This window comes from Devosia sp. CAU 1758 (assembly GCF_054482695.1).
Genome location: NZ_JBTLRJ010000001.1, coordinates 587,641 through 613,342, shown reverse-complemented (window position 1 = coordinate 613,342; position 25,702 = coordinate 587,641). Strand labels below are relative to the sequence as shown.

Below are 25,702 nucleotides of genomic sequence, written 5' to 3'. Positions count from 1 at the left end.
TTGCCAGAAAGGGAACAGACAAGCTTGGTTTCCATTTTGCTAAGGCAATGGAGATTCCGGCATGAGCATCGTTCTAGCCACCCTGATCGGCTTCGCGGCAATGGCCGCCTCTGTGCTGCTGCACTACCAGTCCATGTTAGTTGGGCGCACTATTCTACAAGGCAGCGGTCTGTCGCGGCGAACCGGCGTGTTTGTCGGGATGGCTAGCGTTACCGTCGCGCAAATAATCGGCGTGTTCATATACGCGGTGATATACTACCTGATGAACCTGCAACCCTTCTTCGGCTCCCTTGAAGGAGAGTTGCAAGGTGGTTTCCTAGATCCACTCTACTTTTCCTTGATGAGCTACACTACACTTGGCGTCGGTGACATCTACCCAATGGGCGCTCTGCGGATCATCTCCGGAATCGAGGCTCTGAACGGCTTCGCCCTGATCGGCTGGACCGCGTCCTTCGCCTATACCCTGATGCAGCAGGGCTGGTCCGACTAAGTTTCGCTGCCACCATTGCCGCAATTCCCCGAGAATCAGTTAGCTTCCCTTCCCCAGGGGAGCCAACCCGATGTCACCGATCATTTCCGCCACTGGCGTGAGCAAGACTTTCCGCCAGCTCAAGCGCCTTTCCGGTTTCGGTGGCGCGCTCAAAAGCCTGGTCTCCCGCGACTACACGGAAATCCGCGCCGTCGACGGCATCAGCTTCGCGATCCAGCCCGGCGAGGTGGTCGGCTATCTCGGGCCCAACGGTGCCGGCAAGTCGACCATGATCAAGATGATGACAGGCATCCTCGCCCCCAGCGCCGGCGCCCTCTCGGTTCTGGGCCGCGAGCCACATGCCAATCGCATGGTCAACGCCCGCGAGATCGGCGTGGTCTTCGGCCAGCGCAGCCAGCTCTGGTGGGATCTGCCGGCGCGCGACAGTTTCGCGCTCAACCGCCATATCTACGACATTGCCGAACCGCGCTTTGCCGGCAACCTTGCCTATCTCACCCAGATGCTCGACATGGCGTCTTTCCTCGATCGCCCGGTGCGCCAGCTGAGCCTGGGCCAGCGCATGCGTGCCGAGATCGCCATGGCGCTGCTGCACGATCCGAAAATCCTGTTCCTTGACGAACCGACCATCGGCCTCGACGTCGTCGCCAAGGACGCGGTGCGCAAGTTCCTCTCCGAGGTCAACAAGCAGCGCGGCACCACCATCATTCTCACCACCCACGATCTGGTCGACATTGAGGAGATCTGTCCCCGCCTCATCATGGTCGACGACGGCATGCTGCTGTTCGATGGCGAGCTCAGGCACCTCCGCGCCACCCTCGGCTCCCGCCGCCGCCTGACGCTCGAGTTCGCCACCGATCCCGGCCCTATCACCCTGACCACCGCCATGCTCGCCGCCGACGAAGGCGCCGCCAAGCACTATCTGCTTGAGGACGAAAACGTCTCGCTTCTCGACGTGCTGGGCGAACTCGGGCGCGGTCACGGCCTCAAGGACGTCAAGCTTGAAGAGCCCGACATCGAGGAGGTGATCCGCACCTTCTATCAAAACAAGCCGAATCTGACCGGAGCAAGGGCATGAAGCTCAGGGCCTACCCTGCCTTCACCGCCACCGCCTTCCAGGCGCGTCTCGCCTATCGTAACCAAGTCTGGTCGGGGGTGTTCGGCGAACTGGTCTTCATGTTCGCTGGGGCTGGCCGCCTTCTGGCTGATGACCACCGACTCGCTCGACTGGTTCTTCAATTCCATCATGACCTTGCTCGCCGGTGGTCTGGTCCCGCTTTGGTTCTTTCCCTACTGGTTGGCCGCAATCGCGGGCCACCTGCCCTTTGCCTGGGTCTCATATTACCCGGCGGCCGTCTATATCGGGCAACTGGGCGTCACCGAATCCGTGCTCTATTTCGGCATCGGCCTCTGCTGGTTCGCCGTGCTGCTCGCCTTCCTCGCCTGGCTCTGGGCGAAGGCGCGCCATCGCCTCATCGTGCAGGGTGGCTGACCATGACACGTCTGCACATCATCATTCCGGCCCTCGTGCACACCTTCGTCAAGAGCAAGGTTGAATATCCGGGCGCCATGATCCTCGGCTGGCTCTCCCAGTTTGCCGCCTATGGTTCGATGTACACGGCCATCGCGCTGATTCTGGCGCGCTTCGGCACCCTAGGCGGTTGGGAATGGCCCGAAATGGCCCTGCTGCTGTCGTTCCACCTGCTCGCTTACTCGCTCGGCGCCTCGCTCAGTTTCGTGCAGTTCCGCGAAATTGAGGACAAGGTCCGGATGGGGACGTTCGATGCCATCCTGGTCAAACCCATCGGTCCCTGGACCTATCTGGTCTTTTCCGGGCTCAATATCGGCTATGCCGGCCACATCGTGCTGGCCATCGGTCTCATGTTCTGGTCGCTAACCCAGGTCGACGTGACCTGGACACCGCTGCTGGCGCTCTTCGTGCTGGGGTGCCTCGTCAGCGCCGCCATGATTGTGGCAGCCCTCATGACCATGATCGGCGCGACGGCGCTGGTTTGGGTCAAGTCCAACCACCTTTACCAGATCTTCTTCGGCTTCTGGGAACTGGCCCGCTACCCGCTCAACATCTTCCCCCTTCCCCTGCAGGTTCTGATGCTGACCATTGCGCCATTGGCTTTCCTCGCCTATGTGCCCGTCGCCGCAATCCTTGGAAAATCCGTGCCGTTGATCGGCGACATGGCGCCCCTCGCCGCCATTGCCGCTGGTCCATTCTGCGTCCTTATTGCCATGGCACACTGGCGCTGGTGCCTGCGCAACTACCAGGGCGCCGGCGGCTGAAGCGCGCGGCATGAATTGATGGGACATTAGTTGTCGCAACTCTTCCCCGCTTGGGCCGTTCGTTCACAGAACCACGGAGCACCCATCATGACCGATCAGCACGCCGACACGCTCTCGCCGGAAGAAGCCAATGACCGCATCTGGGAATTGGCCGACAAAATCAACATCTGCATGCTCACCACCTGGGACGGCGAACAGCAGCGCAGCCGCCCTATGGGGTCTCGCGTTCGCCGCGACGAACACGCCATTTACTTCCTCACGGACATTGAGGGTCACAAGCTCACTGAAATCGACAAGTTCCCGCACGTGTCCCTCGCCTGGGCCGACAATGGCGGCCACAAATATGTGGTGATTGCCGGTGAAGCGGTGGTCTCAAACGACCGCGCCAAAATCGAAGAGCTTTGGACGAATTTCGACAAGGCCTGGTGGGACGATGCAAGCGACCCCCAGATCAGGCTGCTGAAAGTGACCCCGGAGGACGGTGAAGTGTGGGACAGTCCCAACATGCTGGTTGCTGGAGCCAAGATGCTCGCCGCTGCTACCACCGGCGCGAAGCCCGACATGGGTGACACCGGCAAGGCGCAAATGTAACGACCTCGGCGTTCATAGATCGTCCCCCCCCTCGACCCGGTACGAGGGGGGACCAAAGAGTGAAGTCCTGCTCCCTACCAAAGTCGGGACTCGACAACCCCTCGCATCCTGAACTACAAATTGCCCATGACCAACGCCGCGACCTTCTTCTGGTATTTTAGCTATCCGCTCCCAGCGGAGGCTATCGCGCGCGTGTTCTGACCCCAGACCAAAAACACCAGATCGCAAGCCAGCCGCCCGACTTCCGAGGCGGCTTTTTGTTGGCCCCTCGCGTAAAATCGAGAAAGACCAACGAAATGCTCAAGTCCACCGACGACCTCCGCATCACTGAAATCAAGCCGCTGCCTACGCCCATCGAGGTGATGCGCACCCATCCGCGGACCGACGGCGCCACTCGCACCGTCATCGCCGCCCGCCACGACGTCCACAATATCCTCACCGGCCAGGATGACCGCCTCGCCGTCGTTGTCGGACCCTGCTCCATCCATGACCCCGCCGCCGCCATGGATTATGCCGGCCGTCTCTTCGCCCTGCGCGAACAGCTTGGCGACCGGCTCGAGATCATCATGCGCGTCTATTTCGAAAAGCCGCGCACCACAGTGGGCTGGAAGGGTCTGATCAACGACCCCGATATGGACGGCAGCTTCAATATCACCCAGGGCCTGCACTCCGCCCGCGCCCTGCTGCTCGACATCAATAATCTCGGCATCCCGGCAGCCTGCGAATTCCTTGATATGACGACGCCGCAATACCTGGCCGACCTGGTCGCCTGGGCCGCCATCGGCGCCCGCACCACCGAAAGCCAGATCCACCGCGAACTGGCCTCGGGCCTTTCCTGCCCGGTCGGCTTCAAGAACGGCACCGATGGCAATATCAAGATCGCGCTCGACGCCGTCCTTTCCGCCGGCCAGCCGCACCATTTTATGGCCGTCACCAAGGATGGGCGCTCGGCCATCGCGGCCACCACCGGCAACGAGGACTGTCACATCATCCTGCGCGGCGGCAAGACCACCAATTACAGCGCCGACAGCGTCGAGGCCGCCGCAAGTGCTGCGCAGAGGGCCGGCCTCAACCCGGCGATCATGATCGACGCTAGCCACGCCAATTCCTCTAAAAACCCGGAAAACCAGCCTCTGATCCTAGCTGATATCGGTGCGCAGCTCGCCAATGGCGACAGGCGCATCATCGGCGTCATGGTGGAATCCAACCTGGTCGCCGGCCGCCAGGACCTCGTCCCTGGCCAGGACCTGGTCTATGGCCAGTCCATCACCGATGGCTGCATCGATTGGGACACCACCGTCACCGCCCTCGCCGAACTCGCCGACGCCGTCGAAAAACGCCGCGCGGTCAACAGGAAGGCGGTGGCGTAACAACCCGCACCCTAATTCCCTCCCCACAAGGGGGAGGGCGCAGGGTATGGCGCCTCGGTTCCTCCTCTCCTCCTCCTTGTGGGAGAGAAGCTGAGCAGGGCTTAGCCCTTGCGAACTCCGTCGCGAAGCAGGGCGGGGTGTCGGCCTTTCAAAGCGCTCCTGTCTTTCGCATCGTACTTGACCCCCACCCCGCCATCCTGTTCTCTCCGGCCATGACCAGAAATCCGCTGCTGCTCGTTCCCAACATGATCACCATCGCCCGCATCCTGGCGATCATACCCATCGCTGCCCTGGTGATGTCTGGTCCACCTGCGGCCCGCTCGATCGCCTTGTTTCTCTATATTGCAGCCGCCGTCAGTGACTGGATAGATGGCTATCTGGCCCGCGCGATGGGTCAATATTCCGATCTCGGCCGCATGCTCGATCCCATTGCCGACAAATTGCTGGTCGGCGTGCTCATCGCCGTCCTCGCCTGGGACAGCAGCCTCTCGGCCCTCGACATGTTTCCGGCCATCGCCATCCTGCTGCGCGAATTCTTCATTCCGGGTCTGCGCGAGTTTTTGGGAAACAAGACCGTGGTCCTCAACGTCAGCAAACTTGCCAAGTGGAAGACCACTGCCCAGCTCATGGCCCTCGGCCTCATCCTGGCCGAGCCCATCGTTCCTGGTCTCGTCCTGGTGTCCGATCTGGTCCTCTGGATTGCCGGCGTCATCACCATCTGGACCGGCTGGGAATATCTGCGCGCCTCTTGGCCGCACCTGTCGGGCACGGGCAAATGAAAGTGCTCTACTTCGCCTGGCTGCGCGAGCGCCTCAACCGCGGCAGCGACGAGGTTTCGCCTCCTCCCGAAGTCGTCACCATGGCCGATCTGGTGGCCTGGCTGCGGAGCCGGGACGAAACGCTTGACCTTGCCATGACCAATCCGGCCATCTTCAAGTTCGCTCTCGATGCCCGCATTGTAACCTGGGACGCGCCCATTGCTGGCGCCAGCGAAATCGCCATCCTGCCGCCCATGACCGGCGGCTGATCTCTCAAAGACCTCATCCTGAGCCTGTCGAAGGGCGATGTCGCGGAGTGGAGTTTTCGATGATTATCGTCACCAGCGCCCCTTTCGATCCCGGCATCGAAGCCAATGCCTTCCAATCCGCCCATACCGAGGCAGGCGCCATGGTGACTTTCACCGGCATCGTCCGCTCGCGCCCTGACGACCCCATCAGTGCACTGATCCTCGAATGCTATCCCGAACTGGCCGAAAACGAGCTCGCCGCCATCCGCGACATCGCAATCGACCGCTTCGGCCTGATCGACGCCGCGATATTCCACCGCCACGGGCGCCTCGTGCCCGGCGAAACCATCATGATGGTCCTCACCCTAGCCCCTCACCGCCAGCCCGCCTTCGATGGCGCGCAATTCCTGATGGACTATCTCAAGACCGACGCTCCTTTTTGGAAACAGGAAGAGACCGCGACAGGACTTCGCTGGGTCGAAGCGAAGGCGGAAGACGATGCGGCTCGGGAGCGGTGGGCGAGTTAAGGCATTTATGCTCGCTCGACATCTCCATACACACGATCTTCACCCTCGGGCTTGAACCGAGAGCTCTTCACTTGCCGACACTTCAAGAAAGTACAGCATCCTCGGGTCAAGCCCGAGGATGACGATCTGTGGAGTGGCGGCAGATGTGACCAAAACAAAAAAGGCCGGACCTCTTGGCCCGACCCCATAAGTCCAATCCAGCGAAATCCTTATTCCGCCGCCGCCCGCTTGGGCTGGACGGCCACCGCATAGGCGTCGATGAGCGTCCGGCATCCTTCGCCTGGGGTAAACTTGTAGTCCCCGACCACCGAAACCGGTGTCACTTCGGCCGCTGTGCCGGTCAGGAAGCATTCGTCGAACTGGCTCAACTCCTCGGGCATGATATGCCGCTCGGTGACGGTGAACCCGTTCTCCTTGGCCAAGCTGATCAGCGTCTGGCGCGTCAGGCCATTGAGGAAGCAATCGGGCGTCGGAGTGATGATGTCCTTGCCCTTGATGAAGAACACATTGGCGCCGGTCGCTTCGGCCACATAGCCGCGATAGTCCAGCATCAGCGCATCGGCATAGCCATTGGCCATGGCCGCGTCTTTCGACAGCGTGCAGATCATGTAGAGACCTGCCGCCTTGGCCGAGGACGGAATGGTTTCCGGGCTCGGGCGCTTCCACTTGCTCCATTCAAGGCGAATGCCCTTGAGCTTTTCCTCTACAGAGAAATAGCTCGGCCACACCCAGGCGGCGATGGCCACATGCACCTTGTTGTTGCGCGCCGGCACCGAGAGCTCTTCCGAGCCGCGCCAGGCAACGGGACGCACATAGGCGTCGACCAGATTGTTCTTTTCCAGCACCAGGCGCTTGGCCCCCTCGATCTCGTCGACCGAATAGGGGAATGGCATGTCCAGCGTGGCCGCCGAGCCTATCAGTCGCTCGGTATGGTCGCGGGACCTGAATATCTCCCCGCCATAGGCGCGCTCGCCCTCGAATACGGAGCTGGCATAGTGCAGACCATGCGTCAGCACATGCACTTTCGCGTCTTTCCAGGGTTTGAGTTCGCCGTCAAACCAGATCCAGCCTTCACGCTGGTCCATAGGCAGGCCTGCCATCGTTCCTCTCCGAAATCTGTTCCCGCGCCGTTCTTGTGAACCGACCATTCCGTCAATCATGCATCAGGGTCATACCCTTGGCAAACCGGAATGGCTTTGGGATAAGACGAAACAGCGGCGCTGACGGAGGAACCATGCCAGCGGATCAAAACAATGTCAACATAGCTGACATAAATTCCCTGGCCGATCAGGCGCATCTTCCCCTCGACATTATGGGACTGTTCTTTTTCGCCTATCGCGACTTCACCGGCGACGCCGATGCCTTGCTTGAAAGGCAGGGGTTCGGCCGTGCCCATCACCGCGTCCTCTACTTCGTCAATCTCCGGCCCGGCATGCCGGTGGCCGACCTGCTCGACATACTCAAGATTACCAAGCAGAGCCTGGCCCGGGTACTGCGTCAGCTCATCGACAATGGGTATGTCGAGCAGCGCACCGGCCACGCCGACCGGCGCCAGCGCCTGCTGCACGCCACCGACAAGGGACGGGCCTTTTTCGCGCAATTATCGGCAACGCAAGCAAGTCGTATTGACTCGGCTATAGCGGCCATGCCACCGGAAGCGGCCCGTACCGTCCGTCAGTTTCTTGTCGGAATGGTCGACCCTGCTGATCGGCCGGTATTGGACAGGCTCAATCTTACGGCCAAGCTCTGACTTTGCACTTCGGTGTCATCGACTGAAGACCATTCCATCCGTCGAGGGACGACCGAGGATGATATCGTGACGGCAATGGCTGTTCCCCACCCCAAAGGACTGGATCGAGAGCAGGTGCTTGACCTTCTGACGACCGCCGAGGGGCATATCCGGGCCGATCGCCTCTCCGAGGCTGCAACGCTTTATCGGCAGGTCCTGGCCGAACCGGCCCTGGATGATCTTCCTACCGCCAAGACCGAAGCATTCGCCAACTACGGCGCGCTCCTGCTGCACGAGGTCCGCTCCGGTCCGACAAGCCCGGACCGGGAACGCATGCTGACACTGGCGATCGACCTGCTCACCCAGGCCCGCATGGGGCATAACCTCGGCAAGGGCGACGGCAGCAGTGCAGTTTCCGACACCAACCTGGCGTTGGCCTATTTTCAGCGCCACCTGGTCAATGGAGAAGACGGCGATCTGATGTCGGCCCATATTGCTCTGGATAGTGCTGAGAGCGCCGTCGCGGCCGAAGACTGGGACATGCTGGAGTGGATCAGGTCCATTCAGGCCCAGTTCTCGCAGAAAACTGACCGCCGCAGCGATCCGCGCTAACCCGGCTGTTTAGCCGCGGCCCAGTTCCTCGCTGCGTTTGCGCGCCGCATCCACCGCCCGCCCCACGAGCGGGGTCAGCCCGTCACCGGCCATTAGCACAGCAAGCGCTGCGGCCGTGGTGCCATTGGGAGAAGTCACATTCTGCCGCAACACGCTGGCCGGGGCCGGGTCGGCCTCCATCAGCGCCGCCGAACCAATCACGGTCTGGCGCGCCAACTGCATGGCCACATTCTCTGGCAGCCCCTGTGCCACCCCGGCTGCCGCCAGCGCTTCGACCAGGTTGAACACATAGGCTGGTCCCGAACCGGAAACTGCCGTCACAGCATCGAGATCACCTTCAGTATCGAACCAGGCCACCTGCCCCGCTGCTGACAGCAGTGCGTCCACGGCCACGCGATCGTCCGCTCCAATATCCGGTCCCGCCACCGCGCCGGTGATGCCTTTGCCGATCTGGGCCGGCGTATTGGGCATGGTGCGGACCACGCGGCCGGTTTCGAAGCCGCCCGCCAGTCGCGCGATGGAAATGCCAGCGGCGATTGACAGCACCAATGTCTGCGGTCCCACGACGGGCGCGAGGCCCTCCATGACCGTGTCGACGCTCTGCGGCTTGACCGCCAGCACCAGCACATTGGGCTCTAGCCCCGCCGCCTCGGCATGGATGATTAGGTCATAGTCGGCCGCCAGCGCCTTGGCCCCTTCGCTCGGCGAGGGATCGATCAGCACCAGATTGCCTGATGGCAGGCCCGCATCAAGCCAGCCGCGCGCCAGCGCCATTCCCATCTTGCCGGCGCCAACCAGCATCACGGGCCCCAAGCTTCGGAGGTTTTGTGTCATCAGGCTTCGCCTACCGTCTCGAACATCACATGGCTCAGCGCGTCGGCAGCGGACTTGCCCGCCCAGACCACGAACTGAAACGCCTGGTAGTAGAGATCGCAGCTGTCGGTGGCCGAGCGCAGCAGCGCCTCGCATTGCTGTGGCGACACATCAGCGCCGCCGGTCAGCAGATGCGAATTGCGGAACAGCACCACGCCTTCCTTATTCCAGATATCAAAATGACCAATCCAGAGCTGCTCGTTGATCAGGCTGATCAACTGCTTGATCTCGGCCCGCCGCCCATCGGGCACCTTCAGGTCGAAGGCGCAGGCGATATGGAGCGACTCGAGGTCCTCCATCCAGTTGAACGACACGTGATAATCGCTCCACCCGCCACGGACGGAAATGGAGATTTCGTCGGCATCCTGCCGTTCGAAATTCCAGTCGTTGATCGAAGCGATGTGCTCGACAAGATCCACGGGGTGGGACGTCCGGTCGGGCTCGAATTCAATCAGGGACATGCAGATAGTCCGTCCTCAAAAGGCGTTTTTCGTCCACGCGGCCTCTTGGCCGCCACTCTTCGGATACGCTGGGGAACAAACATCGCCGCAACAGCGGCATTCGAATCGTCCTCCGCAATCAACCCTACACTGCGTCACTGATTCAGGGGACGCGACGGGATCGGAGAACACCATTTCCTTGTGGATGATGATCGCGGCCCAAGGGTTAACGGGCGATTAACAGGCGGATCACACCTGTGCCGGATTGGGTCTTGTTCACAGCCAGGGTCAGCCCAGGCCCTACCCCAGGCTCTCCGGCCCCGCCCAGCCGAAACGGATCGCCTCGCCCCAGCCCGGAAAGCCGTTCGCCTTGGCCAGCCGCACCGCGGCGTCAGTGTCATAGGGCACCCCGATCAGTGCCGTCTGTCAGCCATTCTGCCGCTTTTCGATCACAGCATAATGGGCGTCCGGCGTACCGCGCGCCAATTGCATCCCTACCGACCCGGGATTGACGATCCGTCGCCCATCGGAAAGCCGCAGCGTGCGCGCAATATGCGTATGCCCGCAAAGGATCACGCTCTGCGCGATCCCCGCAGCCTCCCGCGCCACTTTTTCCTCCGAGGGCAGTATAGTGCTGCGGTCATTGTAGAAATTGTCGAGCCACGGCGCCTCGTCGTCGCCGGGCGTGCCGTGGCACAGAAAGACATAGTCGCCCAGGTTCTCCGTCGCCTTTAATGCGCCCAACCAGCCCAACTGCCCGGTGCTCAAACGCTCGCGGGCAAACATGTCGACCGACCACGGATCGCTCCGCAGTGACGGGTCCAGAAACCAGCGATCATGATTGCCGCGGATGCACAAAGCCCCGAGCGCCACGATCCGCTCCAGCGCGCCGGCCGGATCGATGGGACCGCTCACATGGTCGCCCAGGCACACCACCGCGTCAAAGCTTTGCCGCGCCATGTCCGCGAGCACGGCGTCAAGCGCAGGCACATTGCCATGAACGTCGGAGAGAACCGCGACCCGCAAAAGTTCAGGGCTTGCTCTCGCCGCCCGAAAACGCCGCCAGTTCCTTGCGCAGCGCCTCGATTTCCTCGCCCTGCACCTGCACAAGTTCGCGCAAAGCGTCAAAATCCTCGCGTTTGACCAGGTCCATATCGTTGACGATCCGCTGCGCCTGGGATTTCACCACGGTCTCGACTTCCCGCCGTACGCCGTCAGCGACTCCCGCCGCCTCATTCATCACCCGGCCCAGCCCGTCGAAGATCCTGTTGTTCTGGTTCATGGCTCAGCTCCGCATCGTGAAGGGTTTGCTCTGGCCTGATATGTAAGTCACGGGCAGCGGATTGACCAGTGCGGTGGAACGTAGCGGCGGCAGCCTGCGGTCCCAGCGCCCTCCTCGTCGCCAAGCCTTTCTGGTGGTAATAGCTCTTTGCTGCCAAACCAAAATTCTTGCACCCAGAGATGCCTACAATAAAATTTCTACTAAACCTTCTTGTAGTCTTCGTAAATTGAGCTCGGAGCAAGATGAAAAACCGCAGCTACTTCATCGACATAGACCATAGCGCACCCGTTCATGGAGCGGGCCGGCGGACCCGCAATACAAGCGCGTAGGCCACTCTCGCGGACGGCTCTTACCCCTCCCATTCCGACATCGTCGTCAGCGTCGCCCTGGCCAAGGGCATCCTGGAAACCATCGGCGGCAATGTAGGCGGCTCAGTCGGCCGCAAGCGCGTCGACATCGACCAGAACGGCCTCCGGCTCCCCCGCAAGGAGGGTGGACAGACCAATCCCTGGATCGCGGTGCTGAGGCTCGTCGGCGAGTGAAAGCTGGCCGTGTCCCTGCGCTGAGTGCTGTCCTCCTTGCACCTGGCCGATGCATCTCCTTGACGATTCCGACGCGCTTGTGGAACGACGGCGACCTTCACCCTGCGCTGAACTCCGCCAGCACCCCAAGCGCCGCATTTGTCACGCGCTCCGCTCCTCGTGAGCCCGATGTTCTGGTCCGTAGTGAATTCCATTTCACTAGTGCCGTTTTTCCGTACATAACTAGGCTGGTTTCCTCGCCCGTACTTGAGCATCCGACGATCGCGGGGACCGCGTCGAGCATAAAAATCGCGTTCGGTGCAGCTTTTGTTCGGTCTGAACGGAACCAGAGTCAGAATGACCAGTGGAGAAATTATGTCGACTATCACTCGAAACCATATCCGCATTAACGGATCAGGGGACAGAACCATGATTTTTGCTCATGGTTTCGGATGTGACCAGAACATGTGGCGATTCGTTGAGCCGGAATTCCGGGATCAGTTTCGCACCATCTTGTTCGACCATGTCGGTGCTGGCCAATCGGACCTATCCGCCTACGATCCCGCGAAATATGACAACCTGGACGGCTATGCCTCGGACCTTGTGGAGATTGGGCAGGAACTGGACCTTGAGGACGCTGTATTCGTGGGCCACTCAGTCAGCGCCATGATCGGCGCCCTGGCCTCCATCGAAGCACCTGGCATGTTCGGCAAGCTCGTCATGGTCGGACCCTCGCCGCGTTATATCGATGATGGCGATTACGTCGGAGGCTTCAGCGCTGCCCAGATCGAAGAATTGCTCGGGTCGCTCGACGATAACCACATGGGCTGGTCGGCAGCCATGGCGCCGGCCATTATGGGGAATCCCGACCGTCCGGAACTCGGCGAGGAATTGACCAATAGCTTTTGCCGAACCGATCCGGAAATTGCCAAGCAGTTCGCCAGAGTGACATTTATGTCTGACAATCGGGAGGACCTGAGCCGGATCACGGCGCAAACCTTGATATTGCAATGTAGAGATGACATCATTGCGTCCGAACAAGTAGGCGAATACGTTAACCGCGCTATTTCGGGCAGTCAGATCGTCTATCTCGATGCCAGCGGACATTGCCCTAACCTGAGCGGTCCGGATCAAGTTATATCGGCGATCCGAAACTTTGTGTGAAGACGGGCCCATCGAAAATCTCGAGGATCTATATGAGAATGCCCCGTGCGGGTACATTTCGATTTGGCCGGACGGTCGGATTGCGAAGGTCAACGCGACTCTTTGCGACTGGCTTGGCAAGCCGCGTGAGGAAATTGTCGGCAAGCGCCTGCGGCATCTTCTGAACGTCGCCGGTAGTATTTTCTACGAGACGCATTTCGCGCCGCTTCTGCGGATGCAGGGCTTCTTTCACGAGGTTGCCCTGGATTTTGTCAAATCGGACGGCGAGGTTCTGCCCGTCCTGGCCAACGCGGCCGAGCGCAGGGATTTGACCGGTGCAGTTGTCTTTACGCGGCTGACCATCTTCAAGGCGACAGGCCGGCGGCGCTACGAGCGCGAATTGGTTGAGGCTCGCGCTTCGGAACGGGAAGCGCGTCGGCGTCTTGAAGAAATGGTGACATCTCTTCAGGCCGGTATGGCCGAGCAGGTCGCTATTCTCATGAAGGAGAAAGAAGCCTCGGAACTGAAGGAACAGTTCGTAGCTGTCCTTGGACACGACTTGCGCAACCCCCTGGCCGCCATCGACGCGGGGATCGGCAAGTTGTTGCGCGACGACGCTTGGACCGACCGGACGCCGGTCATTCTGCACCTGATGAAGAACAGCGTTTCGCGGATGAGCGGACTAATCGACAATGTCCTGGATCTCGCGCGCAGCCGGCTCGGCGCAGGGATCGTTCTCGAAATCGAGAATGATCGACCTCTACAGCCCACCCTGAACCAGGTGGTGGAGGAGATACAAGCGGCCAACCCCGATCGGATCATCCACGCAGACCTGCGCATCGACCGTCCATTGAGCGTGGATCACGGCCGGATCGCGCAGCTGCTCTCCAATCTGCTCGGCAACGCCGTTACCCATGGGGCAGAGGAGGGCACGATTGAGGTTCGGGCATACATCGGGGAAGATGGGGCTTTCCTGCTCAGCGTCTCCAACCCCGGCAAGCCTATACCGCAGGAAATGGTCGAGCACTTGTTCCTTCCATTTCATCGTGGGCATGTGCGTAGCAATGCGCGGGGACTGGGCCTCGGCCTCTATATTGCTTCGGAAATTGCGCGCGTCCATGGCGGAACTATCGACGTTTTATCGGATGGGCAGTCGACCAGTTTCACCTTTCGAATGCCGTTACACTAAATTCTGCAGTCGGGCCTCTGGCCGCATTTAGGCGAAGGAGAGCATGTCCGCGTCATCCCCGCCCTTGAACCACCAGCAGCATCGCGTTACGGCACACATGGTGCTGCCATAATCGCCCGCCATGCCGGTCGGAGCTGCGGAGACGAGACTTGCCATTTCCCAATATCGACCCCATCGCCATAGCCATCGGCCCGATTGCCATTCGCTGGTATGCGCTGGCCTATCTTTTCGGGGTGCTGCTGGGCGCGGCCTATGGCTATCTGCTTTTGCGCAATCAACGTCTCTGGCATCGCGGGGCGCCGCCCTTTCCCGCCAAGGATATATGGGACTTCGCCTTCTGGACCATGCTGGCCATCGTCATCGGCGGCCGCGCCGGCTATGTCCTGTTCTATAACCTCCCCTATTATCTCGAAAATCCGGGCCAGATCATCAACACGCTTGATGGCGGCATGTCCTATCATGGCGGCATGCTCGGGTTGATGCTGGCCGTTATCCTGTTTGCCCGCTCCAGGGGCGGCAATTGGCTTTCGGGCCTTGATCTCATCGCCGCCGTCGCCACGATCGGCATCTTCCTCGGCCGGATCGCCAATTTCATCAATGCCGAACTCTATGGTGCGCCCACCGATGTACCCTGGGGCGTCGTCTTCCCCACCGATCCGCTGCAGGTCGCCCGCCATCCCAGCCAACTCTATGAGGCCGTGCTGGAGGGCCTCCTGCTCTTCCTCATTATCCGCATCGCCACTCATGTCTTCTATGCCCTGCGTAAGCCCGGCCTCGTCGCCGGCATCTTCGCCATCGGCTATGCCCTCTCGCGCATCGCCGTGGAATTCGTGCGTCTGCCCGATGTGCAGCTTGGCTACCTCTATGGTGGATGGCTGACCATGGGCCAGGTGCTGAGCCTGCCCATCCTGCTCGGCGGTCTTATTCTCGTCCTCTATGCGGCCTCCCGTCGCGAAAACCCATTGCGCCCATGACCGACATGACACAAGACGGCCTCACGCTCGAACAGCAGATTGACCTCCAAATCGTTGCCTCTGGCCCCATCTCGGTCGCCACCTATATGGGTCACTGCCTTACCCATCCCTCCAAGGGCTATTACCGCGCCGCCGAGCCCATCGGCAGCGGCGGCGATTTCATCACCGCGCCGGAAATCTCTCAGATGTTCGGTGAACTGATCGGCTTCTGGCTGGTCAATCTCTGGCAGCAGATGGATGAGCCCAAATCCTTCACCCTGCTCGAACTCGGCCCCGGCCGCGGCACGCTGATGGCCGATATACTGCGCGTCGCCTGTCGCGCCCCTGGCTTCCGCGATGCGCTCAACCTGCGCCTGTTTGAAACCAGTCCGCTGCTCATCGCCGAGCAGAAGGCGCGGCTCGAACCCTATGACCCGAAATGGCTGCAGGATTTCGAGAGCTTCGATGATGGCCCCGTACTGGTCGTGGCCAATGAATTCTTCGATGCCCTGCCCATCCGCCAGTTCGTGCGCAAGGAAGATGGCTGGCACGAACGACAGGTTGGTCTCGTCGAGGGCAAGCGCGCCTTCGGCCTTTCGCCCGCGCCAATTCCCGCTGCGTCCATGCCCGACGCCGTTGCCGATGCCGAACTCGACACCATGCTTGAAGTTTGCTTTGCCGCCGCCGAAGTGTTGACGCGGCTGGGCAAAGTGATCGCCAAGCACGGCGGCAGCCTCCTTGCCGTGGACTATGGCTATGGTGCAACTCAGACCGGCGACACCCTCCAGGGCATCCGCCGCCATGCCTATGCCGATGTGCTGGAAGCCCCCGGCGAAACCGATATCTCCGCTCATGTCGATTTTGGCGCCCTCTCCAATGTGGCGCGCAGCGTGGGCCTTGCCACCCAGCCCCTCGCCACACAGGGCCAGTTCCTCACTCGCCTGGGAATTGGCGAGCGTGCTGCGGCCCTTTCCGGCGCCAATCCCGCATCGGCGCCGGACATCCGGACCGCACATGACCGCCTGGTCGGGCAGGACCAGATGGGCAACTTGTTCAAGGTGTTCTGCACCCATAGCCCCGGCCTCGCGCCCGTTGGATTCGTACCGTGACGCCCCCATTCGAAGAGGCTCCGGCCCTCACGACCATACCCCACTTGCGCCACGGCTTTTTCGGGCGTGAGGGTGGCGCTTCGACTAACGAGTTTGCCGGGCTCAACATGTCTCTCAACGTCGGCGATGAGCCCGGCGCGGTCGAGGTCAACCGGCTCTCTGTCGCTGCTGCAATGGATATCGGCCCGCTTGCTATTCTCCGGCAAACCCATTCCAACCGCGTCGAAACGATCTCCGCGCCCATCGCCGCCGGCTCGGTCGATGCGGACGCGATGGTTACCACCACGCCAGGCCTGGCCCTTGCCATCCTCACTGCCGATTGCACGCCGATCCTCTTTGCCGACCCCGAAGCCGGCGTCATCGGCGCTGCCCATGCCGGCTGGCGCGGCGCTGTCGATGGCATTATCGTCAACACGGTCACGGCAATGGCCGCACTCGGGGCTACCCCCTCGAACATCCGCGCCGCCATTGGCCCCACAATCCACGCCGCCAATTACGAGGTCGGGGACCAGTTCATGGCCGACTTCCTCGCCCGTTATCCCGCTGGCGCCCATCATTTCCACCTGCCAAAGGGAAAGCGCGCCCATTTCGACCTGCCCGGCTTCGTCACCGCACAGCTCCGGGCAGCCGGCATCGCCAGTATCGATCAGCTCGGTTCTTGTACCTATGCCCAGCCGAAGCGCTATTTCTCCCATCGCTACGCCACCCATCAGGCCACCCGCACTGGACGTCAGGTTGCTGTCATCGGCATGACACAAGTTTAATTTACCCATCCGCCCAAAGTGGCGTTGCGAGTCCCCGCTCTGTTCGCTAAAGCTGCCCGCGAAACTGGAAGGTCCCGCCCCCGAGGGACCGGTTGAGACAGGATCGCGCCCATGAAGCTGGTGACCGGCAACTCGAACCGCCCCCTGGCTCAGGCGGTTGCCAGCTATCTCGAACTTCCCCTCACCGATTGCACCGTCAAGCGCTTCGCCGACAAGGAAGTCTATGTCGAGGTGCACGAGAATGTGCGCGGCGAGGATGTGTTCATCCTTCAGTCCACCAGTTACCCGGCCAATGACAACCTGATGGAACTGCTGATCATCGCCGATGCGCTGCGTCGCTCCTCGGCCCGCCGCATCACCGCAGTGCTGCCCTATTTCGGCTATGCGCGCCAGGATCGCAAATCGGCCCCCCGTACCCCCATCTCGGCCAAGCTGGTCTCCAATCTCATCACCCAGGCAGGCGCCAATCGCGTGCTGACGCTCGACCTGCATGCCGCTCAGATCCAGGGCTTCTTCGATATCCCCACCGACAATTTGACCGCCGCACCGGTCATGGTGCGCGACATCAAGGATAATTACGACGTCAAAAACGTCATGATTGTCTCGCCCGATGTCGGCGGCGTGGTTCGTGCGCGCAATGTCGCCAGCCGTATCGGGGCAAGCCTGGCCATTGTCGACAAGCGCCGGCCGCGTGCCGGTGTTTCGGAAGTCATGAACATCATCGGGGATGTGGAGGGCCAGACCTGCATCCTCATCGACGATATCGTGGATTCGGGCGGCACTTTGGTCAACGCTGCCGAAGCCCTGCTCAAGGCCGGCGCCAAGGAGGTCTCGGCTTATATCACCCACGGCGTGCTGTCTGAGGGCGCCGCTGAGCGCATTGCGGCCAGCAAGCTCAAGGAACTGGTGGTGACCGATTCCATCCTTGCCACCGAGGCCACCACGGCGGCGAGCAATATCCGCCCCATGTCCATCGCCCCGCTGATCGGCGAGGCCATTGCCCGCACCGCCAGCGAACAGAGCGTCTCGAGCCTGTTCGACTAGGCCTTTGTGCCTCGATAGCACCGCAATCGCTTGCTCCCGCGGGGCCTTTCCTCTATAGCCCAGCGCCATGAAGCGCTCGTCACCCCTGGAGGACGGGCGCGTGTGTCGTTGTGATAACGCCATACACCAACCAAATGGATGATTTCCATGGCTGAGACCAAAGTGCTCAAGGCACAGGCGCGTGAGGGAGTGGGCAAGGGGGCCGCTCGCGAAACGCGTCGTCAGGGACGTGTTCCCGCTGTTATCTATGGTGACAAGAAGCCCCCCGTCACCGTTTCCGTGGCCTATAAGGACGCGCTGAAGTTCATCTATTCCGGTGGCTTCAAGTCGCACATCCTTGACCTCGACGTCGACGGCACCGTCCACAAGGTGATCCCCCGCGATTACCAGCTCGACGTCGTCATGGACCAGCCGGTCCACATCGACTTCCTGCGCGTGTCGGGCAATTCCAAGCTGCATGTCGAAGTGCACGTCCAGTTCATCAACGAGGAAAAGAGCCCCGGCCTCAAGCGCGGCGGCACCCTCAATGTTGTGCGCCACACCGTCGAACTGATCGCCCCGGCCAACGAAATTCCCGAGCATGTCACCGTTGACCTCTCGGGCTATGAAATCGGCGACTCGATCCATATCTCGTCCGTGACCCTGCCTGCCGGCGTGAAGCCTGCGATCACCGATCGCGACTTCACCATCGCCACCCTGGTCGCGCCATCGGGCCTCAAGTCCACCGGCGGCGCCACTGCCGATGGCGACGAGGAAGCCGAGACCGAGGAATAATCCTCGGTCATGCGACAGACTTTTTGAGGCGGCCAATGGCCGCCTCATTGCTTTGCTGAGGTCGCCATCATGAAACTGCTTGTTGGTCTGGGAAATCCCGGCGCCCAATATGCCGGCAACCGCCACAATATCGGCTTCATGGCCGTTGACGCCATCGCCGCCGCCCATGGCATTTCTACCTGGAAGACCAAGCATGGCGGGCTTCTGGCAGAAGGCAGCGTCGGCGGCGAGCGCGTCCTGCTCCTGAAGCCCCAGACCTTTATGAACAAGTCCGGCGACAGCGTTCAACAGGCCGCCCGCTTCTTCAAGATTCCGGTCTCCGACATCGTGGTCTTCTACGACGAACTCGATCTCGCCCCCGGCAAGGTGCGGGTCAAGACCGGCGGCGGCAATGGCGGCCACAACGGCCTGCGCTCGATCGATCCCCAGATCGGGCTTGACTACAAGCGCGTGCGCCTTGGCATCGGTCATCCTGGCAAGGAAAATGTGACCCATCACGTGCTGGGCGACTTCGCCAAGGCCGACAAGGCCTGGCTCGACCCGCTGCTCCACGAAATCGCCCGCCAGGCGCCGCTGCTGCTCAAGGGCGACGATAGCGGCTTCATGAACAAGCTGGCACTGGCCGTGAAGGGCGATGAGCCGCCCCCCAAGCCGGCAAAGGCGGCTCCTCCTGGCCAGAGCCATATCCGCCAGGCCCGCCCCGCCAAGCCACAGGCCGAACTGCCCAAGAGCGGCCCCATGGCCAGCATGCTGAACAAGCTGTTCGGCAAGGACTGAGCAAACACCGGACATGCTGCTGTCTCGGCCGGCATCGCTGCCTCCGGTTGTTGCAATGGACGTGTCCCGAGGCGCGTGCGTCTCAGTAAATCTAATGAATATAGAGACGTCGCCGCCTCGGGACACCGGTTTTTCGCATAGGTCTCGGACCCCATTGAACGCTCGTCGCAGGGTGACCGCTTCCTAATCGCGCAACTGGAGCGACCCAATTACGCCCGGCTCCCCCCGCAAAGTTCGCTGCAGTCCGTCCGCGCGGGAGTGATGGGAGGGAGTATAGGGGTGGATTGAGGGGGCGGGGATTACTTTTTTTGCGGGCGGCGCGCGTTGAAGGGAATACCCCCCAGCCCCCTTCGGGTGACGGAAAGGGCTCGGCGCAAAGCCATGCACTCAGACAGGTCCGCTTTCTGGCTGTCTATTCTTGGGAGCAGACTATCCGCAGCACACCCCATACCCACCCTCCTCCGCACTTCCTCGCATCCCCGCCCTGACCCCGGCTTAATCTCATTGGCGCAGCCTTCCATTCAGGGAGACACCCAATGCGCGACAGATATTACCGGCTCGCAGCCCCGTCCGACCTGCTGCCCGGGGCGGCCCTGATCCGCATCTATCGGCGGGACGGGCAAATTCTGGCTTGGCTCTATGGCGACGAGGAAGAGGTGGAAGCCGAGCCCGATCTCATCCTGTTTCGCGCTGCGCTGCTGCGGCTGCGGCAGGACCTGGTCGGCATATTTGTCTGGCTTGAAGACAGTGGACTTTGGAACGCCGACTGGGGCGATCTGGTCGACTATCGCGGCGGACGGAAAAGCGAAGGGCCGGCGCCCCGTGAGACGCCGGCCCTGCTCATCGAACCAGACGTATCGAACGCCTGGGACTATACGTTAAACTTGAACAGCATCACGTCACCATCCTTGACGACATAGTCCTTGCCTTCGTCGCGCGCCTTGCCCGCTTCCTTGGCCGGCACTTCGCCGCCCAGGGTGACGAAGTCATCATAGCCAATGGTTTGGGCGCGGATGAAACCGCGCTCGAAATCGGTGTGGATGACGCCTGCTGCCTGCGGGGCGCGATCACCCTTGTGGATGGTCCAGGCGCGCGTTTCCTTGGGTCCCACGGTGAAGTAGGTCTGGAGGTGCAACAGGTCATAGGCGGCGCGGATCAGCCGGTTGAGGCCGGGCTGCTCAAGGCCGAGCGAGTCGAGATATTCGGCCTGCTCATCATCGGGCAATTGCGCCAGCTGGCTTTCGATTTCGGCCGAGATGACGACCATGCCCGCGTCATGGGCCTTGGCGTAGCCCTCGACCCGCTTGGAAAGCTCATTGCCGGTCGCGGCCGAGCCTTCATCGACATTGCACACATAGAGTACCGGCTTGCTGGTGAGCAGTTGCAGCTCGTTGAAGGCTTTCTCCTCCTCCGGGTCGCGCTTGACGAAGCGGGCCGACTTGCCGTCGCGCAGCAGCAGCAGCGCCCGGTCGATCAGGTCGAGGGTCAACTTGGCTTCCTTGTCATTGCCCTTGGCCTTCTTCTCGACGCCAGCGCGGCGCTTTTCCAGGGATTCGAGGTCGGCCAGCATCAGTTCGGTCTCGACCACCTCGGCATCGGCGAGCGGATCGACCCGGTTGGAAACGTGAATGACGTTGCTGTCTTCAAAGCAGCGCAGCACATAGGCGATGGCGTCGGTCTCGCGGATATTGGCGAGGAACTGGTTGCCCAGCCCTTCGCCCTGCGAGGCGCCCTTTACCAAACCCGCAATATCGACAAAGCTCATGCGTGCCGGCAGAATCTGCGCCGACTTGCCAATGGCAGCCAGCTTTTCCAGCCGCGCATCGGGCACCGACACCTCGCCCACATTGGGTTCGATGGTGCAGAAGGGGAAATTGGCGGCCTGTGCGGCAGCGGTGCGGGTCAATGCATTGAAAAGCGTCGACTTGCCGACATTCGGCAGGCCGACAATGCCCATCTTGAAGCCCATGAATATCTCCGGGAAACTGTTGGGCTCCAATTGGGTCGGATTGGCGGAGATGTCAATCTTTGCGGCGCCGCTGCCGTCCAAACCGGGTTCCCATCAGCCGGTGCGAGCATGTATCTCTTGCCTGCGATCGAGCAGCATGGCAAAAGTGCGTTGACGTATAGGGCAAGTAAATGACCAATCCTGTCACCAAAGATCGGCGTCATTTCGAGGATCTCGCTGTCGGCGAGGTCATCGACCTCGGTCGGACCACGGTCTCCAAGGAGATGATCGTCACCTTTGCCCGCGAGTTCGACCCCTTTCCCTTCCATCTCGACGAGGAAGCGGCCAAGGCAAGCCTGCTCGGGGGCCTCGCCTCCAGCGGCTGGCAGACCGGCGCGCTGAGCTTGCGGATGCTGGTCGACAGCTTCCTCTCCACAGTAGCCTCCTGCGGCGGGCTGGGATTCAAGGACCTCAAATGGAAGACGCCGGTCATGGTCGGCGACACCATTGGCGGCACGGTGACCATTGCAGAATTGCGCCGCTCCTCCACCCATCCGCAATGGGGCATCGTGACGCTCGATTTTGACATCCGCAACCAGAAGCAAAAGCCGGTGATGACCATGCGGCTCGCCAACCTGGTCGAGTGCCGCAAGGCTGAGGCGCCAGCATGACCCGCTGGTTCGAAAACATCGTTATCAACGAGGATTTCCCGCTCGGCAGCCACACCTTCACGGCCGAGGAAATCACCCGCTTCGCCACGCTCTACGACCCGCAATATTTCCACACCGATCCGGAGTTGGCCAAGGCCAGCCATTTCGGCGGGCTGATTGCCTCGGGCTGGCACACGGTCAGCGTCGGACACCGCAAGATGGTCGACGCGCTCTTTGCCGAGGAGGAACGCCTGCGCGGCCTCGGGCAGGAGCCGGGCCTCTCGGGCCCCTCCCCCGGTGTCAATTCCATGGAGTTCAAGGCACCGGTTCGCCCCGGCGACACCGTCACCTATACGCTGACGGTCACCGGCAAACGTGCTTCGAACTCCATCCCCGGCTGGGGCCTGCTCTTCAATCGCCTCGTTGCCGTCAACCAGCATGGCGAGCTGGTCTATCGCTCCGATCTGGTCGGCTTTTCAAAACTGCGCGACTATCGCATGCCTTTAAAGCTCAAGATGTTGCTCGCGCTCAGCAAGGTGCCTGTTCTCGGAAAGCTGATCCGTCGCGGCTCTTGAAACCGGGCGGGCGCATCGGCACTCTGGCCACATGCGCCGATTCGCCCTTTGCCTCGCCCTCACCGTCCTGTCCGCCACGCCTGCCTTCGCACAGGCCTATCAGGGCAATTGGAGCTGCCGCGACGCCACCACCAGTCGCGTCGGAATCCTGACCATCTATGGCGATGTCTATGGCTGGGCCTCCCGCACCTTAGGCGACGCCAATTCGGGCACTGGCTCGCTGACCGGCTATCAGGACGGCGTCGGCTTCAATGACGGCAATCTGCGGTCCAATGGTGCCGTGCAGGCCGGGCGGCTGGTCGATGACGCCAATTTCGGCACGGCACTGCAGCTCGAAACAGCCGACGCCATCATCATGCTGTGCCATCCGCGCTGATCTGCTGAACGCCCCTTCGAAGGTGGGGGTTGAACTTTTCGGCCGCCTCCCGCATTTATGGGAGGCAGTGCCGGGCCCCTCTGGTCATAGCCCCTTGCTATGGCGATGTCGGAACTGCTCCAATTATTCACATGGAGAAGGTCCGGCGATGGAATCGCTTCTTGCCGCCCTTTCGGGCGATTTTCTCGGTACACCAATTTATTTCTGGGTCGCGTTTATCACGATTGTGATCGCGCTGCTTGTCTTCGACCTTGGCATCCTGCACCGGGATGAACACGAGATCGAAGCCAAGGAGAGCCTGCTGCTCTACGGCTTTTACGTGCTGATAGCCCTGGCCTTTGGCGCCTGGGTCTGGTTTCAGCGCGGCGCCCAGGCGGGCCTCGAATTCTATACCGGCTATCTGATCGAACAATCGCTGGCGATGGACAACATGTTTGTCATCGCCACCATATTCGGCTTCCTCGGCATCCCCCGGCTCTACCAACATCGCGTGCTGTTCTGGGGCATTCTGGGCGTCATCCTGTTCCGCGCCGTGCTGATCGGCGTCGGCGCTGCCCTGGTCTATCAGTTCAACTGGGTGCTGTTCTTCTTCGGCGCCTTCCTGGTGTTCACCGGCATCCGCATGTTCAGCCATTCCGATGACGAGCCGGACATTGAGGCCAACCCTGTCCTGAAGTTCCTGCGCAAGCGCTTCCGCATCACCAACGAGTTGCGCGGGCGCCACTTTGCGGTCAAGGAACCCGATCCCAAGACCGGCAAGCTGGTCACCTGGCTGACCCCACTGGCCGTGGCCCTGATCATGGTCGAGGTCGTGGACCTCATCTTTGCCGTCGACTCGGTCCCCGCCGTGTTTGCGGTCACGCAGGACACCTTCATCGTCTATACATCCAACATCTTCGCCATTCTCGGCCTGCGAGCGCTCTACTTCGCGCTGGCGGCAGCCATGAACCGCTTCCGCTATCTGCAGGTCTCGCTGGCAATCATCCTGGTGCTGATCGGCATCAAGATTTTCCTCGTACCCCTGCACATCCATATCGACACCCTGCTCTCGCTGGTCGTTACCCTCGCGATCCTGGCGGGCGGCGTGCTCTATTCCTTGTGGAAGACCCGCAACGAACCGCCAATTAGCGCCGAGGAGAAGCCGGAAACCGGCCAACTGGAGCCCTGAGGCACCGGCCACAGCATTGTTTCAAAATCAGGGGCCGGCGGTTGACGCCGGCCCTTTGTCTTGCCTATCTTTCCCGCTCCATTATGGAGGTGCGACACCGAAATGATCTGAGAACTCGTCCCGGACGCCCGCCCCACACCCGTTCCGCGCCCAGCGCGCGACCGGATTGTGCTGGCTGCGACCCACGGCGATGTTGTCAGAATTGGTGTCATGAAGGCCTGATCCGGCCTCTCCCCGTCTGTCCCGGCCACCGGCGTCCTTTCAAAACCTGCACGCATCCGCGCGGCGTCTCCGCGCATCGTTTCACGTCAGCCAGCCCGCGCGATGACCTCGCCGGGCGGGAAAGGAAAACTTATGCCCAAAAACCAGTTCCAGCGACCACTTCCGGTCAATCATACCCATCAGGTCCCCCGGCACGGCAAGGCGCCACCGCCCGTCGTCAAGCCTGGCGGCAAGCCTCCGCTCAAGACGCCGGCCGCCACACTGCCGCCCCTGGCGGCCCTGCTGGACAAGACACCGCCAAAGTAACAACCCGGCCCCGGCGCTCAGTCGCCGGGGTCATTGCACCAGTCTTGCCGCAATTGCCCGTTAACCAATGGTCAAACGACAAAGGAGTTCGGCAGAATGGGTGCCATCCACGAAATCGTCTTTGACTGTGTCGAGCCAGCCGTTCTGGCCCCTTTCTGGGCAGATCTGCTCGAGGGTTATGCCCTGCGCGAAGCCGATCCCACCAATGCCGCGGTCAGCGCCGCCCTGGGCCTCAGTCCCGAAACACCCGCTACGCTCGTTATCGACGGGCCCGGGCCATCGATCTGCTTCCAAAATGTCGATGGCCAGCGTCCTGACAATAATCGCGTGCATTTCGATGTGCAGGTGGTGGATCGCGCTGGTGAAGTCGAGCGGCTCAAGCAGGCCGGTGCCGTCGTGGATCGCGTACTGCCCACCTATACCATCATGCGCGACCCGGAGGGAAACCAGTTCTGCCTGGTTGACCGACGCGAGGCCATGGCCGCCTGAACATTTGCGGCCCCCGTGCTGACAGAACCTGTCATCCCGGCGCTCCATGGTCGGCAAACGATCAACGGAGCCAAGCCATGACCCTGACAGCATCCTGCCATTGTGGCGCCGTCCGCATCGCCCTGCCCGAACACCCGACGGAGGGCGGCGAGTGCAATTGCAGCTATTGCGCGCGCACGGGTGCCGTCTGGGCCTATTACAGTCCTGGCGAAATGCAGTTTCTCTCTCGCGAGGGAGAGCGGCTCTATTCCACCAACCCCGAGATGCATCAGCACTATTTCTACGGCACCTGTGGCATGCAGACCTGGGGCGATGCCCCCGATTGGTCGTCCATGTACAACGATGACGGCACGCCCAAGGGCGATGACCCCCATGCCATTCCGACAGCCCGGAAACAGGCCGTCAACCTGAGGCTGGTGGATGATCTGGTTTGGTCGAGGATTGAAGTCACAAAGCTCGACGGTCGCAATAGCTGGTAAGGT

Annotated in this window: 34 protein-coding genes and 1 pseudogene; 28 read left to right on the top strand and 7 right to left on the bottom strand. The window is 61.4% G+C overall.

Annotation, left to right across the window (positions count from 1 at the left end; translation table 11 throughout):
* Nucleotides 1-61: 61 nt before the first annotated feature.
* The 9 genes from ACXYMS_RS03045 to ACXYMS_RS03005 all read left to right on the top strand — a co-directional run bounded on the left by ACXYMS_RS03045 (nucleotide 62) and on the right by ACXYMS_RS03005 (nucleotide 6,276).
* Nucleotides 62-490, top strand: coding sequence for an ion channel (locus ACXYMS_RS03045; RefSeq protein WP_458903550.1), 429 nt, complete (start codon nucleotides 62-64; stop codon nucleotides 488-490).
* A gap of 70 nt (nucleotides 491-560) precedes the next feature.
* Complete coding sequence (locus ACXYMS_RS03040) at nucleotides 561-1,565, top strand: ABC transporter ATP-binding protein (RefSeq protein ID WP_458903548.1); 1,005 nt, start codon at nucleotides 561-563, stop codon at nucleotides 1,563-1,565.
* A gap of 129 nt (nucleotides 1,566-1,694) precedes the next feature.
* A complete protein-coding gene (locus ACXYMS_RS03035; RefSeq protein ID WP_458903546.1) occupies nucleotides 1,695-1,979 on the top strand; it encodes an ABC-2 family transporter protein in 285 nt (94 codons plus the stop codon).
* Nucleotides 1,980-1,981: 2 nt separating this feature from the next.
* Nucleotides 1,982-2,782: an ABC transporter permease gene (locus ACXYMS_RS03030; protein WP_458903545.1), complete on the top strand. Its 801-nt coding sequence runs from the start codon at nucleotides 1,982-1,984 to the stop codon at nucleotides 2,780-2,782.
* An 87-nt stretch (nucleotides 2,783-2,869) separates the two neighbouring features.
* A complete protein-coding gene (locus ACXYMS_RS03025; RefSeq protein WP_458903544.1) occupies nucleotides 2,870-3,373 on the top strand; it encodes a pyridoxamine 5'-phosphate oxidase family protein in 504 nt (167 codons plus the stop codon).
* Nucleotides 3,374-3,669: 296 nt separating this feature from the next.
* The gene (locus ACXYMS_RS03020; RefSeq protein WP_458903543.1) at nucleotides 3,670-4,743 is read left to right on the top strand and encodes a 3-deoxy-7-phosphoheptulonate synthase; all 1,074 of its coding nucleotides are present in this window, start codon (nucleotides 3,670-3,672) and stop codon (nucleotides 4,741-4,743) included.
* A gap of 212 nt (nucleotides 4,744-4,955) precedes the next feature.
* Nucleotides 4,956-5,522 (top strand): CDP-diacylglycerol--glycerol-3-phosphate 3-phosphatidyltransferase, encoded by a 567-nt coding sequence (pgsA, locus tag ACXYMS_RS03015; protein WP_458903542.1) that lies wholly within the window; start codon nucleotides 4,956-4,958, stop codon nucleotides 5,520-5,522.
* Nucleotides 5,519-5,770, top strand: a complete 252-nt coding sequence (locus tag ACXYMS_RS03010; protein ID WP_458903541.1) for a MoaD/ThiS family protein — start codon at nucleotides 5,519-5,521, stop codon at nucleotides 5,768-5,770. Before pgsA ends, ACXYMS_RS03010 begins: the two co-directional genes overlap by 4 nt.
* A gap of 59 nt (nucleotides 5,771-5,829) precedes the next feature.
* On the top strand, nucleotides 5,830-6,276 hold the full coding sequence (locus ACXYMS_RS03005) for a molybdenum cofactor biosynthesis protein MoaE (RefSeq protein WP_458903540.1): 447 nt from the start codon (nucleotides 5,830-5,832) through the stop codon (nucleotides 6,274-6,276).
* Nucleotides 6,277-6,485: 209 nt separating this feature from the next.
* Here the strand turns inward: ACXYMS_RS03005 and ACXYMS_RS03000 are convergent, their stop codons facing one another.
* The gene (locus ACXYMS_RS03000; protein WP_458903539.1) at nucleotides 6,486-7,376 is read right to left on the bottom strand and encodes a branched-chain amino acid aminotransferase; all 891 of its coding nucleotides are present in this window, start codon (nucleotides 7,374-7,376) and stop codon (nucleotides 6,486-6,488) included.
* Between the two features lie 134 nt (nucleotides 7,377-7,510).
* On the opposite strand from ACXYMS_RS03000, the gene ACXYMS_RS02995 reads away from it, so the two are divergent.
* Both ACXYMS_RS02995 and ACXYMS_RS02990 read left to right on the top strand, forming a co-directional pair.
* The gene (locus ACXYMS_RS02995; RefSeq protein WP_458903538.1) at nucleotides 7,511-8,026 is read left to right on the top strand and encodes a MarR family winged helix-turn-helix transcriptional regulator; all 516 of its coding nucleotides are present in this window, start codon (nucleotides 7,511-7,513) and stop codon (nucleotides 8,024-8,026) included.
* A gap of 114 nt (nucleotides 8,027-8,140) precedes the next feature.
* A complete protein-coding gene (locus ACXYMS_RS02990; RefSeq protein WP_458903537.1) occupies nucleotides 8,141-8,617 on the top strand; it encodes a hypothetical protein in 477 nt (158 codons plus the stop codon).
* A gap of 9 nt (nucleotides 8,618-8,626) precedes the next feature.
* Here ACXYMS_RS02990 and proC read toward each other — a convergent pair whose 3' ends face one another.
* The 4 genes from proC to ACXYMS_RS02970 form a co-directional block, all read right to left on the bottom strand.
* Nucleotides 8,627-9,451 carry a pyrroline-5-carboxylate reductase gene (proC, locus tag ACXYMS_RS02985; protein ID WP_458903536.1) on the bottom strand — a complete coding sequence of 275 codons (825 nt, stop codon included), beginning with the start codon at nucleotides 9,449-9,451 and terminating at the stop codon, nucleotides 8,627-8,629.
* The gene (locus ACXYMS_RS02980) at nucleotides 9,451-9,951 is read right to left on the bottom strand and encodes a type III secretion system chaperone family protein (RefSeq protein WP_458903535.1); all 501 of its coding nucleotides are present in this window, start codon (nucleotides 9,949-9,951) and stop codon (nucleotides 9,451-9,453) included. The genes proC and ACXYMS_RS02980 overlap by 1 nt, the downstream gene beginning before the upstream one ends.
* Before the next feature lie 405 nt (nucleotides 9,952-10,356).
* Complete coding sequence (locus ACXYMS_RS02975; RefSeq protein WP_458903534.1) at nucleotides 10,357-10,956, bottom strand: metallophosphoesterase family protein; 600 nt, start codon at nucleotides 10,954-10,956, stop codon at nucleotides 10,357-10,359.
* Between the two features lie 4 nt (nucleotides 10,957-10,960).
* Nucleotides 10,961-11,212 carry an accessory factor UbiK family protein gene (locus tag ACXYMS_RS02970; protein WP_458903533.1) on the bottom strand — a complete coding sequence of 84 codons (252 nt, stop codon included), beginning with the start codon at nucleotides 11,210-11,212 and terminating at the stop codon, nucleotides 10,961-10,963.
* 353 nt (nucleotides 11,213-11,565) lie between these two features.
* Between ACXYMS_RS02970 and ACXYMS_RS02965 the strand changes: the two are divergent.
* The 3 genes and pseudogenes from ACXYMS_RS02965 to ACXYMS_RS02955 form a co-directional block, all read left to right on the top strand.
* A pseudogene (locus ACXYMS_RS02965) lies at nucleotides 11,566-11,754 on the top strand (hypothetical protein); the annotation flags it as partial.
* A gap of 354 nt (nucleotides 11,755-12,108) precedes the next feature.
* A complete protein-coding gene (locus tag ACXYMS_RS02960; RefSeq protein WP_458903532.1) occupies nucleotides 12,109-12,897 on the top strand; it encodes an alpha/beta fold hydrolase in 789 nt (262 codons plus the stop codon).
* Complete coding sequence (locus ACXYMS_RS02955; RefSeq protein ID WP_458903531.1) at nucleotides 12,890-14,065, top strand: PAS domain-containing sensor histidine kinase; 1,176 nt, start codon at nucleotides 12,890-12,892, stop codon at nucleotides 14,063-14,065. The genes ACXYMS_RS02960 and ACXYMS_RS02955 overlap by 8 nt, the downstream gene beginning before the upstream one ends.
* 27 nt (nucleotides 14,066-14,092) lie before the next feature.
* Here ACXYMS_RS02955 and ACXYMS_RS02950 read toward each other — a convergent pair whose 3' ends face one another.
* Entirely contained in the window at nucleotides 14,093-14,221 is a 129-nt protein-coding gene (locus ACXYMS_RS02950) for a hypothetical protein (RefSeq protein ID WP_458903530.1), read from the bottom strand.
* On the opposite strand from ACXYMS_RS02950, the gene lgt reads away from it, so the two are divergent.
* The 7 genes from lgt (at nucleotide 14,215) to ACXYMS_RS02915 (ending at nucleotide 20,406) form a co-directional block, all read left to right on the top strand.
* Nucleotides 14,215-15,039, top strand: a complete 825-nt coding sequence (gene lgt, locus ACXYMS_RS02945) for a prolipoprotein diacylglyceryl transferase (protein WP_458903529.1) — start codon at nucleotides 14,215-14,217, stop codon at nucleotides 15,037-15,039. The two genes, ACXYMS_RS02950 and lgt, sit on opposite strands and share 7 nt — an antisense overlap.
* Nucleotides 15,036-16,127 (top strand): class I SAM-dependent methyltransferase, encoded by a 1,092-nt coding sequence (locus ACXYMS_RS02940; protein ID WP_458903528.1) that lies wholly within the window; start codon nucleotides 15,036-15,038, stop codon nucleotides 16,125-16,127. The genes lgt and ACXYMS_RS02940 overlap by 4 nt, the downstream gene beginning before the upstream one ends.
* Nucleotides 16,124-16,891 (top strand): peptidoglycan editing factor PgeF, encoded by a 768-nt coding sequence (pgeF, locus tag ACXYMS_RS02935; RefSeq protein ID WP_458903527.1) that lies wholly within the window; start codon nucleotides 16,124-16,126, stop codon nucleotides 16,889-16,891. Before ACXYMS_RS02940 ends, pgeF begins: the two co-directional genes overlap by 4 nt.
* 111 nt (nucleotides 16,892-17,002) lie before the next feature.
* Nucleotides 17,003-17,935 (top strand): ribose-phosphate pyrophosphokinase, encoded by a 933-nt coding sequence (locus ACXYMS_RS02930; protein WP_458903526.1) that lies wholly within the window; start codon nucleotides 17,003-17,005, stop codon nucleotides 17,933-17,935.
* A gap of 147 nt (nucleotides 17,936-18,082) precedes the next feature.
* Nucleotides 18,083-18,709 carry a 50S ribosomal protein L25/general stress protein Ctc gene (locus tag ACXYMS_RS02925; protein WP_458903525.1) on the top strand — a complete coding sequence of 209 codons (627 nt, stop codon included), beginning with the start codon at nucleotides 18,083-18,085 and terminating at the stop codon, nucleotides 18,707-18,709.
* 69 nt (nucleotides 18,710-18,778) lie between these two features.
* Nucleotides 18,779-19,486 (top strand): aminoacyl-tRNA hydrolase, encoded by a 708-nt coding sequence (gene pth, locus ACXYMS_RS02920; RefSeq protein ID WP_458903524.1) that lies wholly within the window; start codon nucleotides 18,779-18,781, stop codon nucleotides 19,484-19,486.
* A gap of 536 nt (nucleotides 19,487-20,022) precedes the next feature.
* The gene (locus tag ACXYMS_RS02915) at nucleotides 20,023-20,406 is read left to right on the top strand and encodes a hypothetical protein (RefSeq protein ID WP_458903523.1); all 384 of its coding nucleotides are present in this window, start codon (nucleotides 20,023-20,025) and stop codon (nucleotides 20,404-20,406) included.
* On the opposite strand, the gene ychF is transcribed toward ACXYMS_RS02915, so the two are convergent.
* Nucleotides 20,358-21,455, bottom strand: a complete 1,098-nt coding sequence (gene ychF, locus ACXYMS_RS02910; protein ID WP_458903522.1) for a redox-regulated ATPase YchF — start codon at nucleotides 21,453-21,455, stop codon at nucleotides 20,358-20,360. The genes ACXYMS_RS02915 and ychF overlap by 49 nt on opposite strands.
* A gap of 170 nt (nucleotides 21,456-21,625) precedes the next feature.
* On the opposite strand from ychF, the gene ACXYMS_RS02905 reads away from it, so the two are divergent.
* The 7 genes from ACXYMS_RS02905 to ACXYMS_RS02875 all read left to right on the top strand — a co-directional run bounded on the left by ACXYMS_RS02905 (nucleotide 21,626) and on the right by ACXYMS_RS02875 (nucleotide 25,699).
* Nucleotides 21,626-22,105, top strand: a complete 480-nt coding sequence (locus tag ACXYMS_RS02905) for a MaoC family dehydratase (RefSeq protein ID WP_458903521.1) — start codon at nucleotides 21,626-21,628, stop codon at nucleotides 22,103-22,105.
* A complete protein-coding gene (locus ACXYMS_RS02900) occupies nucleotides 22,102-22,659 on the top strand; it encodes a MaoC family dehydratase (protein ID WP_458903520.1) in 558 nt (185 codons plus the stop codon). The genes ACXYMS_RS02905 and ACXYMS_RS02900 overlap by 4 nt, the downstream gene beginning before the upstream one ends.
* A gap of 31 nt (nucleotides 22,660-22,690) precedes the next feature.
* Nucleotides 22,691-23,035 carry a hypothetical protein gene (locus tag ACXYMS_RS02895; RefSeq protein ID WP_458903519.1) on the top strand — a complete coding sequence of 115 codons (345 nt, stop codon included), beginning with the start codon at nucleotides 22,691-22,693 and terminating at the stop codon, nucleotides 23,033-23,035.
* Nucleotides 23,036-23,183: 148 nt separating this feature from the next.
* Complete coding sequence (locus ACXYMS_RS02890; RefSeq protein WP_458903518.1) at nucleotides 23,184-24,203, top strand: TerC family protein; 1,020 nt, start codon at nucleotides 23,184-23,186, stop codon at nucleotides 24,201-24,203.
* 354 nt (nucleotides 24,204-24,557) lie between these two features.
* Complete coding sequence (locus ACXYMS_RS02885; protein ID WP_458903517.1) at nucleotides 24,558-24,731, top strand: hypothetical protein; 174 nt, start codon at nucleotides 24,558-24,560, stop codon at nucleotides 24,729-24,731.
* Nucleotides 24,732-24,827: 96 nt separating this feature from the next.
* Nucleotides 24,828-25,220 carry a VOC family protein gene (locus ACXYMS_RS02880; RefSeq protein WP_458903516.1) on the top strand — a complete coding sequence of 131 codons (393 nt, stop codon included), beginning with the start codon at nucleotides 24,828-24,830 and terminating at the stop codon, nucleotides 25,218-25,220.
* Nucleotides 25,221-25,297: 77 nt separating this feature from the next.
* On the top strand, nucleotides 25,298-25,699 hold the full coding sequence (locus tag ACXYMS_RS02875) for a GFA family protein (RefSeq protein WP_458903515.1): 402 nt from the start codon (nucleotides 25,298-25,300) through the stop codon (nucleotides 25,697-25,699).
* The last annotated feature ends 3 nt before the right edge of the window (nucleotides 25,700-25,702 follow it).